Origin of the sequence: Sphingobium sp. (assembly GCF_041987595.1) — a bacterium.
Lineage (GTDB): Bacteria > Pseudomonadota > Alphaproteobacteria > Sphingomonadales > Sphingomonadaceae > Sphingobium.
In genome coordinates this window covers 1-14039 of the sequence record NZ_JBHIWJ010000101.1, presented here as the reverse complement: position 1 = coordinate 14039, position 14039 = coordinate 1, and the positions used below count along the sequence as shown (strand labels likewise).

At 64.3% G+C, this 14039-nt stretch carries 14 protein-coding genes; 7 read left to right on the top strand and 7 right to left on the bottom strand.

Going from position 1 to position 14039, the window contains the following annotated elements:
• The 4 genes from ACFC3J_RS18725 to ACFC3J_RS18710 all read left to right on the top strand — a co-directional run.
• Positions 1-306 (top strand): energy transducer TonB (locus ACFC3J_RS18725; RefSeq protein WP_375197589.1); only part of this gene is annotated, 306 nt, incomplete at its 5' end.
• Positions 307-430: 124 nt separating this feature from the next.
• The gene (locus ACFC3J_RS18720; protein ID WP_375197588.1) at positions 431-2932 is read left to right on the top strand and encodes a TonB-dependent receptor; all 2502 of its coding nucleotides are present in this window, start codon (positions 431-433) and stop codon (positions 2930-2932) included.
• Between the two features lie 4 nt (positions 2933-2936).
• The gene (locus tag ACFC3J_RS18715) at positions 2937-3698 is read left to right on the top strand and encodes a tetratricopeptide repeat protein (protein ID WP_375197587.1); all 762 of its coding nucleotides are present in this window, start codon (positions 2937-2939) and stop codon (positions 3696-3698) included.
• On the top strand, positions 3692-4375 hold the full coding sequence (locus tag ACFC3J_RS18710; RefSeq protein ID WP_375197586.1) for a Fe2+-dependent dioxygenase: 684 nt from the start codon (positions 3692-3694) through the stop codon (positions 4373-4375). The genes ACFC3J_RS18715 and ACFC3J_RS18710 overlap by 7 nt, the downstream gene beginning before the upstream one ends.
• A 150-nt stretch (positions 4376-4525) precedes the next feature.
• Here ACFC3J_RS18710 and phoB read toward each other — a convergent pair whose 3' ends face one another.
• The 7 genes from phoB to ACFC3J_RS18675 form a co-directional block, all read right to left on the bottom strand.
• Positions 4526-5227 carry a phosphate regulon transcriptional regulator PhoB gene (gene phoB, locus ACFC3J_RS18705; RefSeq protein WP_375197585.1) on the bottom strand — a complete coding sequence of 234 codons (702 nt, stop codon included), beginning with the start codon at positions 5225-5227 and terminating at the stop codon, positions 4526-4528.
• Positions 5228-5229: 2 nt separating this feature from the next.
• Complete coding sequence (gene phoU, locus ACFC3J_RS18700) at positions 5230-5922, bottom strand: phosphate signaling complex protein PhoU (protein WP_375197584.1); 693 nt, start codon at positions 5920-5922, stop codon at positions 5230-5232.
• A 19-nt stretch (positions 5923-5941) separates the two neighbouring features.
• Complete coding sequence (pstB, locus tag ACFC3J_RS18695; protein WP_375197583.1) at positions 5942-6733, bottom strand: phosphate ABC transporter ATP-binding protein PstB; 792 nt, start codon at positions 6731-6733, stop codon at positions 5942-5944.
• Positions 6734-6747: 14 nt separating this feature from the next.
• On the bottom strand, positions 6748-7992 hold the full coding sequence (pstA, locus tag ACFC3J_RS18690) for a phosphate ABC transporter permease PstA (RefSeq protein WP_375197582.1): 1245 nt from the start codon (positions 7990-7992) through the stop codon (positions 6748-6750).
• A complete protein-coding gene (gene pstC / locus ACFC3J_RS18685) occupies positions 7989-9383 on the bottom strand; it encodes a phosphate ABC transporter permease subunit PstC (protein ID WP_375197581.1) in 1395 nt (464 codons plus the stop codon). The genes pstA and pstC overlap by 4 nt, the downstream gene beginning before the upstream one ends.
• Positions 9384-9393: 10 nt before the next feature.
• Positions 9394-10449: a substrate-binding domain-containing protein gene (locus ACFC3J_RS18680; protein ID WP_375197580.1), complete on the bottom strand. Its 1056-nt coding sequence runs from the start codon at positions 10447-10449 to the stop codon at positions 9394-9396.
• 153 nt (positions 10450-10602) lie between these two features.
• On the bottom strand, positions 10603-11856 hold the full coding sequence (locus ACFC3J_RS18675) for a sensor histidine kinase (protein ID WP_375197590.1): 1254 nt from the start codon (positions 11854-11856) through the stop codon (positions 10603-10605).
• A gap of 98 nt (positions 11857-11954) precedes the next feature.
• Between ACFC3J_RS18675 and ACFC3J_RS18670 the strand changes: the two genes are divergently transcribed.
• The 3 genes from ACFC3J_RS18670 to ACFC3J_RS18660 all read left to right on the top strand — a co-directional run bounded on the left by ACFC3J_RS18670 (position 11955) and on the right by ACFC3J_RS18660 (position 14000).
• Positions 11955-12371 carry a hypothetical protein gene (locus tag ACFC3J_RS18670; RefSeq protein ID WP_375197579.1) on the top strand — a complete coding sequence of 139 codons (417 nt, stop codon included), beginning with the start codon at positions 11955-11957 and terminating at the stop codon, positions 12369-12371.
• 97 nt (positions 12372-12468) lie between these two features.
• The gene (locus ACFC3J_RS18665) at positions 12469-13665 is read left to right on the top strand and encodes a glycosyltransferase (RefSeq protein ID WP_375197578.1); all 1197 of its coding nucleotides are present in this window, start codon (positions 12469-12471) and stop codon (positions 13663-13665) included.
• A gap of 122 nt (positions 13666-13787) precedes the next feature.
• Positions 13788-14000 carry an HPr-rel-A system PqqD family peptide chaperone gene (locus ACFC3J_RS18660; RefSeq protein ID WP_375197577.1) on the top strand — a complete coding sequence of 71 codons (213 nt, stop codon included), beginning with the start codon at positions 13788-13790 and terminating at the stop codon, positions 13998-14000.
• Positions 14001-14039 lie beyond the last annotated feature (39 nt).

Sequence of the window (14039 nt, the reverse complement as noted above, 5' to 3'; positions counted from 1 at the left end):
CCGCCCGGCATTGTGCAGGGCGGCGACATCGGCGCCCAGATGGTGGCGGGAAAGCCGCCCCGCTATCCGATTGAGAGCCGCCGAAAACGAGAGCAGGGCACTGTGGTACTGGCGCTGACATTGGGCCTGGACGGCGCAGTGGAAAGCCTTTCCATTGCCCGGAGCAGTGGTTTTGCACGGCTCGACGATGCGGCGCGAGATGCAGTGCGCGGCTGGCGCTGGCGACCGATGGTCCGCGACGGCCAGCCGGTTCGCGTGCGCGGCGTGGTCGAAATTCCGTTCGTTCTGCGCAGCGACGCCGCATAAAGGCGTTTCCAGCCTTTCGCCAGCATGGCTGGCTGACGAGTGCTTTTGTTTCTCAATAGTGTTTGACTCTGAGAACGCGTCGCAATAACGGGTTCCACGATAAGGGGCGATCAGGGGGACCAGCATGCATTACGATCAACGCCGCCGCGCCGCGCCGGCCTTTTTGGCGTTGGGTTGCGCGGGTGCCTTCATGTCGAGTCCCGCCATGGCGCTGGACAGGCCGGATGATGCGGCCGGGGCCGCCGCCGATCAGCAGGCCGATGCCAGCCAGATCATCGTCAACGGCCGTTACAATCAGGACATCATCTCTCCCAAGGCGACGGCGCCGTTGATCAACACGCCGCGATCGGTCGCGATCGTCAGCGAAAATGTGATCAAGGACACCGGATCGGCTACGCTGGTGGAAGCGCTGCGCACCGTGCCTGGCATCACCTTCGGCGCGGCCGAAGGCGGCAACCCGATCGGCGACCGGCCTTTCATCCGCGGCTTCGACAGCCAGGGCAGCACCTATGTCGACGGCGTGCGCGATACCTCCGCCCAGTCGCGCGAAGTCTTCGCAGTCGAACAGATTCAGGTCGTGCGCGGCTCCGACAGCTCGCTGGGCGGGCGCGGCAGCGCCGGCGGCTCGCTCAACATCATTACAAAGCTGCCCCGCGACCGCGATTTTGCGAGCATGGACCTGTCCTACGGCACCGCCGACTACAAGCGGATCACGGCCGACATCAATTACAGGCTCAGCGATTCCATCGGTTTCCGCGTAGCGGGCATGTGGCATGATCAGGATGTGGCGGGTCGGGACGCCATCTGGCAGAAGCGTTGGGGCATCGCGCCCTCGCTGACCATCGGCATGGGTTCGCCGACCCAGCTCACCCTGTCCTGGTATCATCTCGACACCGATGAACTGCCCGACAGCGGCATTCCCTACACCTTTGTCTGCTCGACCACCGTATGCAACGCACCCACCGGCTTCACCTATTCCGAACCGGCGGTCGGGGACGTGACGCTGGCCGACGGCACGACCGGCCATGTCGATCGCGACACTTATTATGGCCTCAAGGATCGCGACTTCCGCAAGAGCAAGACCGATCAGTTCACGATCCGCGCCAGCCATGATTTCGGCGGCGTGACGCTGCGCAACACCGCGCGTTACAGCCATAACGATCAATCCTACATCTATACCCAGCCCGACGACAGCCAGGGCAATGTGTTCAGCACGGGGCAGGTGTGGCGCCGCGCCAACACGCGTTACGGCACGGTGGAAACGCTCACCAACCAGACTGACCTCACCGGGAAGGTCCTGACCGGCGGCATCGAACACAGCTTTGCCGTTGGGGCTGAGCTATCGTGGGAAAAGGCGCGGCGCGGCACGTTCAACGTCACGACCCGTCACTTTTCGACCGGCACCACCAATGGCCCGTCCTGCAGCCCCGCGCAGGTCGCGACCTATGACTGCACCAGCCTGTTCAACCCGAACCCGTCCGATCCCTGGGTCAATTATGTGAACGGCAATTATGCGGCGACCGGCCCGATCACCCGGACGACGCTGGCGCAGGAAACGCAGAACAATGCGAACACCAGGGCGATTTACGCTTTCGATTCGATTTCCATCGGCAAGTCGCTCATCATCAATCTGGGCGCACGCTATGATGATTACAGCTCGAAAGTGACGCTGCCCGTCATCAATGGCGTTTCGCCGGTCGTGCGCCGCAATGACGGCGTGTTCAACTGGCAGGCGGGCGTGGTGTTCAAGCCGACCGCCAACAGCAGCCTTTACGCCTCCTACGCGACCTCTGCCACGCCGCCCAACAGCCTGCTGGGCGAAGGGCAGGACGGCAACAGCCTGGGCACCGTCGCCGCCACCACGACCCCGGCGCAGACCGCCGCCGCCATTGCGGCGCTCCGGGCCGCGGCAGAGGAGACGCTGAAGGTCGAGCGCACGAAATCCTACGAAGTCGGCGCCAAGGCGGACCTTTTCAACTCGCACCTGTCACTGAACGTCGCGCTGTTCCAGACGGAGACGAAAAATGCCCGCGTCACCGGCTCCGACAACAGCATCCAGTTCATCGGCCAACGCCGGATCAGGGGCGTGGAACTGGGCTTCAATGGCGAGATACTGCCCAAATGGAGCGTCTTTGGCGGCTATACCTATATGGACGCCAGGATCGTTGACGGCGGCTATACTGCGCTGACGGCAGCGGCGGTGACCGGGCAGGCGGCCAAGACCGTCCTCGTCCCTTCGGTCAACACCGGCCGTCGATTCCCGCAGACCGCCAAGCACAGCTTCTCGCTCTGGACCAATGTGGAGGTGTTGCCGCAGCTCAACATCGGTGGCGGCGCCTTCTACATGAGCCGGGTCTTCGGCGGCTATGCCGATAACCGCACCGCAACGCAGGACAGTGCGGGCCTGGTCACGGTCAGCCCCGCCACCAGGGTCATCGCCCGCTCCGTTCCCAGCTATTGGCGCTTCGATGCGCGTGCCGGCTATGAGTTCAGCGACAAGGTCAGCCTGAGCGTCAATGTTCAGAATCTGACGGACAAGGTCTATTTCGCTCAGGCCTATACCAACCATTATGCGACCCTCGCTCCGGGGCGCTCGGCTTTTGCGACTTTGAGCGTCAAATATTGACCCGATGACCGATCCCTCCCTGTCATCTCTGGCTGAGCTTTCCGCGATGAGCGCCGAAGCGCTTGCTGCGCGATTGGCTGAGCCGGGGGCGGATCGCGCCGCGTTGATCCGCGTGGCGGCGGAGGCAGGCGTGGCGCAGGCGCAGCTCGTGCTTGGGCAGATGCTGCTGGACGGGGTCGAACTGCCCGCCGAACCGAAGGCGGCTTTTGGCTGGTTCAACCGGGCGGCTGCCCAACATGACATGTTCGCGCTCAACATGGTCGGCCGCTGCTATGAACTCGGCTGGGGCGTTGCGGTAGATACGGCGCGTGCGGGGGAATGTTATCGCGTCGCGGCGGAGCACGGGCTGGCCGAAGCCCAGTATAATTTCGCGACGCAGCTTGCGCTGCGCGGCGAACATGGGGCCGCGCTGGACTGGTTTCGCAGGGCGGCGCGCAATGCCGGCCCGATCGGGGCCAAGGCCGCCAATTACATCGGCAGTTTTCACGAGGACGGCTGGGCCGTGGACCCGGATCGGACCGAAGCCTTGCGTCATTATCGGATCGCGGCAGAGGGCGGCGATTTTCGCGGAGCCTTCAATCTGGCGCGTCTGCTGGCCGGGGAGGGCGCCATGGAAGAGGCGCTGATCTGGCTCGGCACGCTGCGCGAAACGGCGACGCCTGCCTTCAGGGAAAAGGCGGCGGATTTTCTCCGCCGATCGACTGATGAACACTGGCGCGAGGCGGCTCTGGCCGTCTTGCTGGACAAGGAAGTGCCGACATGCTGACTGTCATCCCCGACCTGCTCGACGCCGACGGTCTGGCGCGGATTCGTGCGCTGATCGACGCTGCGGAATGGGTCGACGGCAATGTCACCTCGGGTGCTCAGTCGGCGCTGGCCAAGCGCAACCTGCAACTGCCCGAAGAGTCGGCCGAGGCCAAACAGGCTGGGCAGATCGTGCTGGACGCGCTGGGCCGATCGCCCTTGTTCATCGCCGCCGCACTGCCGCTCAAGGTCTTCCCGCCACTGTTCAACAGCTATGCGGGGGGGCAGGCGTTCGGCACCCATGTCGACAACGCGGTGCGGATTCAGGCGGGAACCGGCTTTCGCGTGCGGTCGGACCTGTCGATCACCATTTTTCTGGAGGCGCCGGAAAGTTATGATGGCGGCGAGCTGACCGTCGAAACCAATTTCGGCGTCCAGCGGGTTAAGCTGCCTGCCGGGCATGCAGTGCTCTATCCTTCATCCTCGCTCCATCGGGTGGAACCGGTCACGAGTGGGCGGCGGGTGGCAAGTTTCTTCTGGCTCCAGTCCATGGTGCGCGATGACGCGGCGCGACAGACGCTGTTCGATCTAGACAGCGCCATTCAGCAACTGGCGGCCGATCTGGGGCATGACAATCGCGAAGTGATCCGGTTGACGGGCATCTATCACAACCTGCTGCGGCGTTGGGCTGACGCCTGAGGGATGGAAATCCATTCGCACTGAGCCTGTCGAAGCCCTTTTACTTTCTTTCTGGCGTGCTGCCATACAGAAGAAGGGTGGTCCTTGGACAGGCTCAGGGCGAACGGAGGACAGTGTCCCTACCACCCAAAAATCCGACGGGAAAAGGCGTTAAGCCGCCCCATCCGTATCCAGCGCATAGCCGGCCGAGCGCACCGTGCGGATGATGTCGTGATAGCGCCCGTCCGCGTTGATCGCCTTGCGCAAGCGGCGGATATGAACGTCCACGGTGCGCAGTTCGATATCGCTGTCCTGTCCCCAGACGCTGTCGAGCAATCGCTCGCGGGAGAAGACCCAGCCCGGATGCTCCAGGAAATGCTTGAGCAGGCGGAATTCGGTCGGGCCGAGCGGGATGACCTGGCCGCCCCGGCGGACCTTGTGGCCGACCGTATCCATTTCGACGTCGGAGAAGGTCAGGGTCTCTCCCGCCAGAGCGGGGCGCACGCGGCGCAGCACCGCGCCGACCCGTGCCACCAGTTCGCGGGGGGAGAAAGGCTTGGTCACATAATCGTCCGCGCCAGTCTCCAGACCGCGCACGCGATCTTCTTCCTCGCCTCGCGCGGTCAGCATGATGATCGGCACATTCGCCGTGCCGTTCATGCGGCGCAAGCGGCGGCAGACTTCGATTCCGGACAGGCTTTCCACCATCCAGTCGAGCAGCACGATGTCCGGCACGCTCTCCTGCGCCAGCAGCAGGGCTTCCTCGCCGTCCACCGTGTGAACGACCTCGAAATCCTCGCGCTTGAAATGCCAGATGAGCAGTTCGGCCAGCGCCGCGTCATCTTCGACAAGGAGCATCTTGGCTCGCGCCATCCTCAGCCCTCCTGGCTCTGGCCGCCGCGTTCGCGTTCCGGCGCGGTCTGGCCGGTGGCGGCGTAATAGACCATCTCCGCCACATTGGTCGCATGGTCGCCGATACGCTCGATATTCTTGGCGATGAACAGCAGATGGGCGCACTCGCTGATCGTCTTGGGATTTTCGACCATGAAGGTGACGAGCGTGCGGAACACGCTATTGTAGAAATCGTCGACCACCGTATCGCGTTCGATCACGGCGAGCGCCAGATCCGCGTCCCGCGCGGCGAAGGCGTTGAGCGCATCATGCACCATCTCGCCCGCGACCTGCCCCATGGAGGGGAGGAGCGACACCGGCTCCAGGGTGCGCTGGTTGGCGGCGATCTCAGGCACGCGCTTGGCTATGTTCTTGGCATAGTCGCCGATACGTTCGACCACGCTCACGATCTTTAACGCGGCGATCACGTCGCGCAGGTCGTTGGCCATTGGCGCGCGCAGGGCGATTACCTGAATCACCAGCTTTTCGACTTCGGCCTCGATGGCATCGATGCGCTTGTCGTCGGCCACCACTTCGGCGGCCAGCACCTTGTCCTGTCGCTGCAACGCCAGCATCGCGTTTTCGATGGCCGCTTCCGCGCGCCCGCCCATTTCGGCGATCAGCCCGCGCAGCTTGTCGATTTCCTGATCGAACGCCTTGATCGTATGTTCAGCCATATCTGTTCTCCCCCGGATTTCAGCCGTAGCGTCCGGTGATATAGTCCTTGGTCCGTTCCTGCCGCGGATTGGTGAAGATGTCCGACGTCACCCCATATTCAACCAGTTCGCCCAGATGGAAGAAAGCGGTGCGTTGCGACACGCGGGCGGCCTGTTGCATATTGTGCGTCACGATCACGATGGCGTAGCGGCCGCGAAGCTCGTGGATCAGTTCTTCGATCTTGGCGGTCGCGATGGGATCGAGCGCGGAACAGGGCTCGTCCATCAGGATCACCTCCGGCTCCACCGCGATGGCGCGGCCGATGCAGAGGCGCTGTTGCTGGCCACCCGACAGTGCGGTGCCGCTGTCATGCAGCCGATCCTTCACCTCGTCCCAAAGCCCGGCGCGGCGCAGCGACTTTTCGACGATGACGTCGAGGTCGGCCTTGCCATGGGCGAGGCCATGGATGCGCGGACCATAGGCGATATTTTCGTAAATCGACTTGGGGAAGGGATTGGGCTTCTGGAACACCATGCCGACGCGGGCGCGCAATTGCACCACGTCCATGCTGGCGGCATAGATATCCTCGCCGTCCAGCGTGATCGTGCCTTCGACGCGCGCCGAAGCGACCGTGTCGTTCATGCGGTTCAGCGTCCGCAGGAAGGTCGACTTGCCGCAGCCCGACGGGCCGATGAAGGCGGTGACATTGTCCATGTCGACATCGATCGACACGCCTTTGATCGCCTGTTTCTCGCCGTAGAAGACCTTGACGTCGTGGGCGGCCATCTTGGTTTCGACGGCAGGCGTCAGCTTTGCTTGTTCTTGGATCATGGCAGTCATCGCGGTTACCACCGCCTTTCGAACTTGTTGCGCAGGTAGATGGCGAGGCCGTTCATCGCGAGCAGGAACACCAGCAGCACGATGATGGCGGCGGAGGTCTTTTCGACGAAACCCTTGGAGACTTCGTCCGACCAGAGGAAGATCTGGACCGGCAGCACGGTCGCCGGGTCGACGATTCCCCCCGGCGGCGTGGCGATGAAGGCCCGCATGCCGATCATCAGCAGCGGCGCCGTCTCGCCCAGGGCGCGGGCCATGCCGATGATGGTGCCGGTCAGGATGCCGGGCAGGGCCAGCGGCAGCACATGGTGGAACACCACCTGCACTGGCGAGGCGCCTATGCCGAGCGCGGCGTCGCGGATGCTGGGCGGCACCGACTTGATGGCGTTGCGGCCTGCGATGACGATGACCGGCATGGTCATCAGCGCCAGCGTCATGCCGCCGACCAGCGAGGCCGAGCGCGGCAGATGCAGGACGTTGAGGAAGATCGACAGCCCCAGCAGGCCGAAGATGATCGAGGGCACGGCGGCGAGATTGTTGATCGACACCTCGATGATGTCGGTCATCCAGTTCTTGCGCGCATATTCCTCCAGGTAAACCGCCGTGGCGACGCCCACCGGGAAGCTCAGCGCCAGCGTCACCAACATGGTCAGCAGCGACCCCTTGAACGCCCCCCAGATACCGACCTGCGTGGGATCGGTCCCATCGCTGGCGGTGAGGAAGCCCATGTTGAAGCCCGTCGAGAGGAGGCCCGCCTTGTTCAGGCGATCCACCGCCGCGTCGGCTTCGGGCGACCCTTTGCTCTTGGCGGCAAGGTCGATGGCGGTCGAGGCAGGCAGCCTGATCGTGACCGTCTGCGAGAGGATTTTGGGGTCGGCCTTGATCCGGTCGCGCAGCACGGTCCAGGCGGTGGGCGACACCCACTCCTCGGCATCCGCGCCCAGCGCCTTCTTCACGACTTCGCCCGTCACCATCGGCAGATTGGCATTGGCCAGCGCCTGATCGGTGATCGCGTTGGGATCGAGCAGTAGCGGGGAGGCTGGGAAGTCCACCGTCACCGCGATCTCGGTCCGGGTAAAGCCGCGCAGGCCGTTGCCCATCATGGTGAACAGCAGGAAGGCGAGGAAGGCGGCGGACAGCAGCACCGCGAACAGCCCTGCGGCCTTGAAGCGGCGCTCGGCGGCATAGCGTCGGGCGATCCGCCTGCGCATGACCTCCGACCTCCAGTCGGTGGGGTTGCGTGTCGCACTCATTCGTAAGCCTCGCGATATTTCTTCACGACCCGCAGGGCCACGATGTTGAGCAGCAGGGTGACGACGAACAGCACCAGGCCCAGAGCGAAAGCCGCCAGCGTCTTGGCGCTGTCGAACTCCTGATCGCCGGTCAGCAGCTGGACGATCTGCGTCGTCACCGTCGTCACGCTGGCAAAGGGATTGAGGGTGAGGTTGGCGGCGAGGCCGGCGGCCATCACGACGATCATGGTTTCGCCGATCGCGCGGCTGACGGCCAGCAGCACCCCGCCGACGACGCCGGGGAGCGCCGCGGGGATCAGCACCTTGCGGATCGTTTCGCTGGTCGTGGCGCCCATGGCAAGGCTGCCGTCGCGCATCGATTGAGGCACGGCGGCGATGCTGTCGTCGGCCATGGAAGAAACGAAGGGGATGATCATCACGCCCATGACCAGCCCGGCCGCGAGCGCGCTTTCGGATGAGGCGCCGTGGATGCCGACCTTCACCGCGACGTCGCGCAGGACGGGGGCGATGGTAAGCGCCGCGAAATAACCGTAAACCACGGTCGGAACGCCCGCGAGCATTTCCAGCGTCGGCTTCATCCATTTGCGCAGCGTCGGGCTGGCATATTGGGTGAGGTAGATGGCGCTCATCAGGCCGAGCGGGATGGCGACAATCATGGCGATGATCGCGCCGATGAAGATCGTGCCCCAGAACAGCGGCACGGCGCCGAAGGCGTCGTCATTGCCATAGCCGAGCGCGGCTGACTGCGGACTCCATTTGGTGCCGGACAGGAAGTCGATCGGGCTGACCATGGAGAAGAAACGGAAGCTCTGCCAGAGCAGCGAGGCGACGATGCCGACGGTGGTGATGATCGCCAGCAGCGATGCAATCAGCAGGGTCGCCATGACCAGCCTTTCGACCCGCGTGCGCGCCCGGAAATCGGGGCGGACGCGGGTGAAGGCATAGGCGCCACCGGCAAAGGCCAGCACCAGCGCCAGTGCGGCGCCTGCCATGCCATAGGTGCCGATGGCGTCCCTATAGGGTTCGACAAGGCCCTGTGAGAGCGGGTTGAACGCACCTGCCTGCTGCCCCGTGGCGATTGCCCGCGCCTCGCCCAAAATGGCCGAGCGCGAGAAATCATCGGCGGGAAGGCTCTGGGCCGCCGGGCTGCTCAACACCGCTTCGGTGACGAGGCCGGGGGCGACATTTGCCCATACCGCCAGGAAAATGCCCGCGGGCACCAGCGTCCAGAGAGCGACATACCAGCCATGATAGCCGGGCAGGCTGTGCATGGCATCGCGGCGGCCCGATGACCGGGCCGCGCCCTGCAGACGCAGCGCGCGGGCGCGGGCGGTGACCCACGCGATCGCGCCAAGGCCAGCCAGCAGCAGGAGGATTGCAGGACCTGTCATATTCCCCGTCTTACTTCAGCTGCGAACCGTCGAGGACGGGCAGCGACTTTACCGCTTCGGCGCTGGCCTTGCGGACGGCTTCCGGCGCCGCAACCATGCCGCGCTTGGTCAGCGCGCCATTGGGGTCCCAGTTGGCCGCGAAGCTGTTGAGATAGGCCTGAAGGCCGGGAATCGCGGTCATGTGCGCCTTCTTCACATAGATATAAAGCGGACGGGCGCCCGGATATTTGCCGGTCGACACGGTTTCATAGGTTGCCTCGACGCCGTTGATGCTGACGTCCTTCAGGCTGTCCTTATTCTCTTCCAGATAGCTGAAGCCGAACACGCCCAGCGCATTGGGATTGGCGGCCAGCTTCTGGACGATCAGATTGTCGTTCTCGCCAGAGTCTACATATTTGCCGTCCTCGCGGATGCGGGTGCAGGTGGCCTTGAACTCGTCCTCATTCTTCTTCTTGAGCTCTTCCATCGCCGGATCGGTCTCGCAACCCTTGGTCAGGATCAGCTCCGCGAGCGAATCGCGCGTGCCGCTGGTGGACGGCGGGCCGAAGACGCTGATCGTCGTGGCGGGCAGGCTGGGGTCCACATCCTTCCAGGTCTGTGCCTTGTTCGGGCCCTTGCCATAGGGATTGGCGGCCAGCGCTTCATAGACGATCTTGGGCGTCAGCTTGAAGCCGGGGCCGTTCTTCGATTCGGCAAGAGCGAGACCATCGACGCCGATCTGAATCTCGACGATGTCCTTGACGCCATTCTTCTGGCAGTCTTCGAATTCCTTCTTCTTCATCCGGCGCGAGGCGTCCGCAATGTCGGGATGCTGGGCGCCGACGCCTGCGCAGAACAGCTTCATGCCGCCGCCGGTGCCGGTCGATTCGATGATCGGCGACTTCATGCCCGGATTACCCTGAACGAACATTTCCGCGATCGCCGTGGCGAAGGGATAGACGGTCGAGGAACCGACCGCCCGAATCTGGTCACGGGTGCCGCCGGCGCCGCCGCCGGACTGCTGGCCGCAGCCAGTGAGGGTAAGGGCGGCCGCAGTGGTGACGGCGAGCAGTGCGATACGCTTCACGGATAATCTCCTTCGTACAAAGGCCGCGATTCGCAGTCGCTGCCCCCCTGTAGGCACGCGCCGTAGCCGCGGTACGTCGCGCCTTTGTGACAATCGGATTGCACTTTTATGACATTGGCGGCGGGGCCGCGTCCTGTCGCCGTCTTTTTTTGTTCAAGCCGTTGCTGAAGCGACCTTTTCCTCGACGGGCAGGCGCGGCAGCAAAACGGTTATGGTGGTGCCCTTGCCAAGCACGCTGGCGATGTCGAGCCGCCCCCGGTGCCGTTCGACGATATGCTTGCAGATGGCGAGGCCGAGACCGGTGCCGCCCACCGCGCGGCTGCGGCCGGAATCGACGCGATAAAATCGTTCGGTCAGGCGCGGCAGATGGTCGGGACCGATGCCTTCGCCTTCATCCGCCACGCAAAGCCGCATCATGCCGCTGGGGCCTTCGGTCAGGGCGACGCGGATCGGCGTCCCCGCCCGACCATATTTGACCGAGTTGCCGATCAGATTGTGCAACAGCTGCGACAGCTGCGCGCGGTCGCCCTGCACGGCGGGCAGGGCAGGCGCGATCTGCATCTCCACGTCGCGGCCCCGGTCGCCATGGCTGGTGCGGAACACGCCGACCACTTCCGCGACCAGTCCCGACAGGTCGACGGCGCTTTCGGGCGCGCGATATTTTTCCGCCTCGATCCGGGATAGGGAAATGAGGTCGTCGATCAGCCGCTGCATCCGCCGCGCCTCGCCGTCCATGATCTTCAGGAAGCGCTGCCGCGTCTCATCGTCCTTGCCCAGATCGGGATCGGCCAGCGTTTCGATGAAGCCCAATATGCCGGCGAGCGGCGTGCGCAACTCATGGCTCGCATTGGCGACGAAATCGACGCGCATCTTCTCCGCCGCATGGGCGCCGCTATGGTCGGCGAGGTGAACCAGGCGCCGGACCTGTTGAGGATCGCCCACGGGGGCGACCCGCATCTGCCAGCGCTGATCGCGTGTGCCCAGGCCCACCAGTTCGATCACGACCGGCTCGACGATCGGCGCCAGGCTGGCGAGCCGCTCGGCGGCGGCGGGGTGACGAATGGCGATGCGCGCATCCTCCCCTTCGATATGCGCCCCCAGCAGGCGCTGCGCCGGGCGATTGGCGCTGATGATCCGTCCGCGCTCAATCAGCATCAGCGGGTCGGAAATGCCCTCCAGCAGGCTGCGCGCATCGGGATGAGCGATGATGTCGGGCATGTCCATCGACACGGGCACGGCCTCTACTGCCTGCCCGCGGCCGCCGGATGCTATGATCAGGATCACAAGTCCGGCCAGTACCGGCAGAATGATGTCCAGCGGCCGCGCGCCGATCATCAGAGCGCCCCCGGTGGCCAGCAGCAGCATGGCGAGAGAGGCGGTGATCTGGGAAGTCGTCAGGCGATTCATGGTTACCATGCTGGATTTTCGGCGCATTTGCTGCAAAGGCTATCGCAATAGCGTGCAATTTTTACACTTTGGCAAGCGCGATAGCGGATCAGGAAGACATGAGCGAGCCTTTGTCCCCTCAGCAGCAGCCCGAGTCGGAGCTGAGCCTTGGCGCGCCTTCGCGCCGTCAGCTGCTGATGGGTGGGGCCGTGGCCGCGTCGGCGATCGTGTCGATCCGCCCCGCACTGGCGAATACAGCGGCCTCGGTACTCAACTGCACCATCCCGGTGCCGGATCAGGGGCGGTCGGGCAATTATATCGCGCCCAGTGGTCAGGTCGTTCCGGCGGGCACGCAGGGCGCCTTTCCCGGCGCGGGCCAGCCCTTCACCGGGGAACAGGTGAAACGGGCGCTGGGCGGCGGCCGTCTGCCCGGCACCGCCTATGACCAGAACCGGGCCTATCTGAACTATATCCGCCGTCTTCAGTCGGGAACGAGCGGCTTTACCTGTTACGCATCGCTGCAAATGCCCCGCTGATCGAAAGGCCTGCATCCCCCTGAAGCAAATGACGGGTTGCCCGCGTTGACGGCGTCGAAGGTCCGACGCTTCCGTCAGACGCAGCAAGGGCGCCTCCATGTTTCACACACCCCGATGGGTGACGCAAAATTGTTCGGTCGCAATCTATCTTTATGAGCCGGGCGACGGCGGCCTGGACCGCGTTGCGGTAATGCTCGCCAACCATCTGTTCAAGCGCGGGATTGACGTCGAGCTATGGATGGCGCGGATGGAGGGGCCGGTGGCCAGCCTGATTGACCCGCGTCTGACCGTGCGCACTGTCCCCGCGCCCCGGTGCAGACGGCGACTTTCGATGCTGGCGCAATTTCCGGCGTTGGCGGCCATGGTTCGACGACATCGGCCCGACATCCTTTATTCGGCAGGAAATCAGAGCAACATGCTATGCGCCCTGGCAGCCCTGGGAACTGATACTCAGGCGGTATCCCGCATCTCCAATCCGATCGTTCGTCCCCTGCAGCGGGGGTTGTCGGCCTGGGCGAGACGATGCCGTTTTCGCGCCATTTCCTGGACGAGTGCCATGACCATCGTCATGGGGGAGGCGGACAGGTTGACCTTGGCCGCGGAAGGGCCATTGTCGGGCCGACAAGTGACGCTGTTGCCCCGGCCGACGGTGACGCCGGTGATCGAACAGGCGCGGCTGGATCATCTGCTTGCCGGTTCCGCAAAGCCTGACGGCTCCCCGTGCCGCTTTTTGATGGTCGGACGGCTTGCCGCGCAAAAGGACCATGCGACGGCGCTGGCCGCCCTGGCGCAACTCGCCTTTTCCGATTGGCGGCTGAAGATCGTGGGGCAGGGGCCCCTTCGCGCCTCGCTTGAAGAATATTGCGACCGGCTTGGCATCGCTGACCGGGTCGAATTTCTGGGATTCATCGGCGATCAGCGGCAGCTGGCGACGTTGATGGCGGAGGCTGACCTGCTGCTCCAGCCATCGCGCTGGGAAGGGCTGGTCGCGACGCTGATCGAGGCGCTGGGATGCGGGACCGGCGTGGTTGCAACCGACTCCACACCCAATATCCGGCCCGTGCTGGCGGCGGCGGGGCAGCATCCCCCCGTGCGTGTCGGCGACGCGGCAGCCTTTGCCCAGGCGATCGAATGGGCGCTGGCCAATCCGGTGCCCGCCGACCAGTTGGCCCATGCCGTGCACGATTATGGGGTCGAGCGGGCGTTAGACGCGCATCTGCGCGTCTTTGCGCGGCTGGTCCGGTCGGGAGGGGTGCGCTGGAGCGGCGTGACGCAAAATGGGTTGATGCGTTAGGCACCTGATTACATCTTTGTCGTAAGGCGGAGCGACGTCCCCGAGACAAAGGCCCCGCTTCGTGACCATTCCGCATCGCTATTGCCAGGACGGGGAGGATACCGTCGCGACTTGCGTCCTGGATGATATGGTGCTGCTCTATCACCGGCCATCTGGTCATCAGCCCGGTCCCGGAGATATTGGCGGCGCTGGCGGATGGCGCGGCGCTGACGGCGGGTGAGGTGCATGACGAACTGGCCCGCCTCTATGATCTGGGACCGGCCGAGCATGCCGTCCCGCAAATCGAGGCGCATCTGACCGAACTGACTGCGCTGGGCCTGGTGCGCGTCGCGTGAACCATGCGCTGTCCCTGAAGATCGGCCCGGCCACCTTCC

Excerpts from the sequence above, each read along its gene's own strand:
- ACFC3J_RS18665 (WP_375197578.1), top strand. The coding sequence starts at position 12,469 with ATGTTTCACACACCCCGATGGGTGACGCAAAATTGTTCGGTCGCAATC.
- ACFC3J_RS18670 (WP_375197579.1), top strand. The coding sequence starts at position 11,955 with ATGAGCGAGCCTTTGTCCCCTCAGCAGCAGCCCGAGTCGGAGCTGAGC.
- ACFC3J_RS18720 (WP_375197588.1), top strand. The coding sequence starts at position 431 with ATGCATTACGATCAACGCCGCCGCGCCGCGCCGGCCTTTTTGGCGTTG.
- phoB (WP_375197585.1), bottom strand. The coding sequence starts at position 5,227 with ATGGCGCGAGCCAAGATGCTCCTTGTCGAAGATGACGCGGCGCTGGCC.
- ACFC3J_RS18660 (WP_375197577.1), top strand. The coding sequence starts at position 13,788 with ATGATATGGTGCTGCTCTATCACCGGCCATCTGGTCATCAGCCCGGTC.
- ACFC3J_RS18710 (WP_375197586.1), top strand. The coding sequence starts at position 3,692 with ATGCTGACTGTCATCCCCGACCTGCTCGACGCCGACGGTCTGGCGCGG.
- pstB (WP_375197583.1), bottom strand. The coding sequence starts at position 6,733 with ATGATCCAAGAACAAGCAAAGCTGACGCCTGCCGTCGAAACCAAGATG.
- ACFC3J_RS18715 (WP_375197587.1), top strand. The coding sequence starts at position 2,937 with ATGACCGATCCCTCCCTGTCATCTCTGGCTGAGCTTTCCGCGATGAGC.
- ACFC3J_RS18675 (WP_375197590.1), bottom strand. The coding sequence starts at position 11,856 with ATGAATCGCCTGACGACTTCCCAGATCACCGCCTCTCTCGCCATGCTG.
- phoU (WP_375197584.1), bottom strand. The coding sequence starts at position 5,922 with ATGGCTGAACATACGATCAAGGCGTTCGATCAGGAAATCGACAAGCTG.
- pstC (WP_375197581.1), bottom strand. The coding sequence starts at position 9,383 with ATGACAGGTCCTGCAATCCTCCTGCTGCTGGCTGGCCTTGGCGCGATC.
- pstA (WP_375197582.1), bottom strand. The coding sequence starts at position 7,992 with ATGAGTGCGACACGCAACCCCACCGACTGGAGGTCGGAGGTCATGCGC.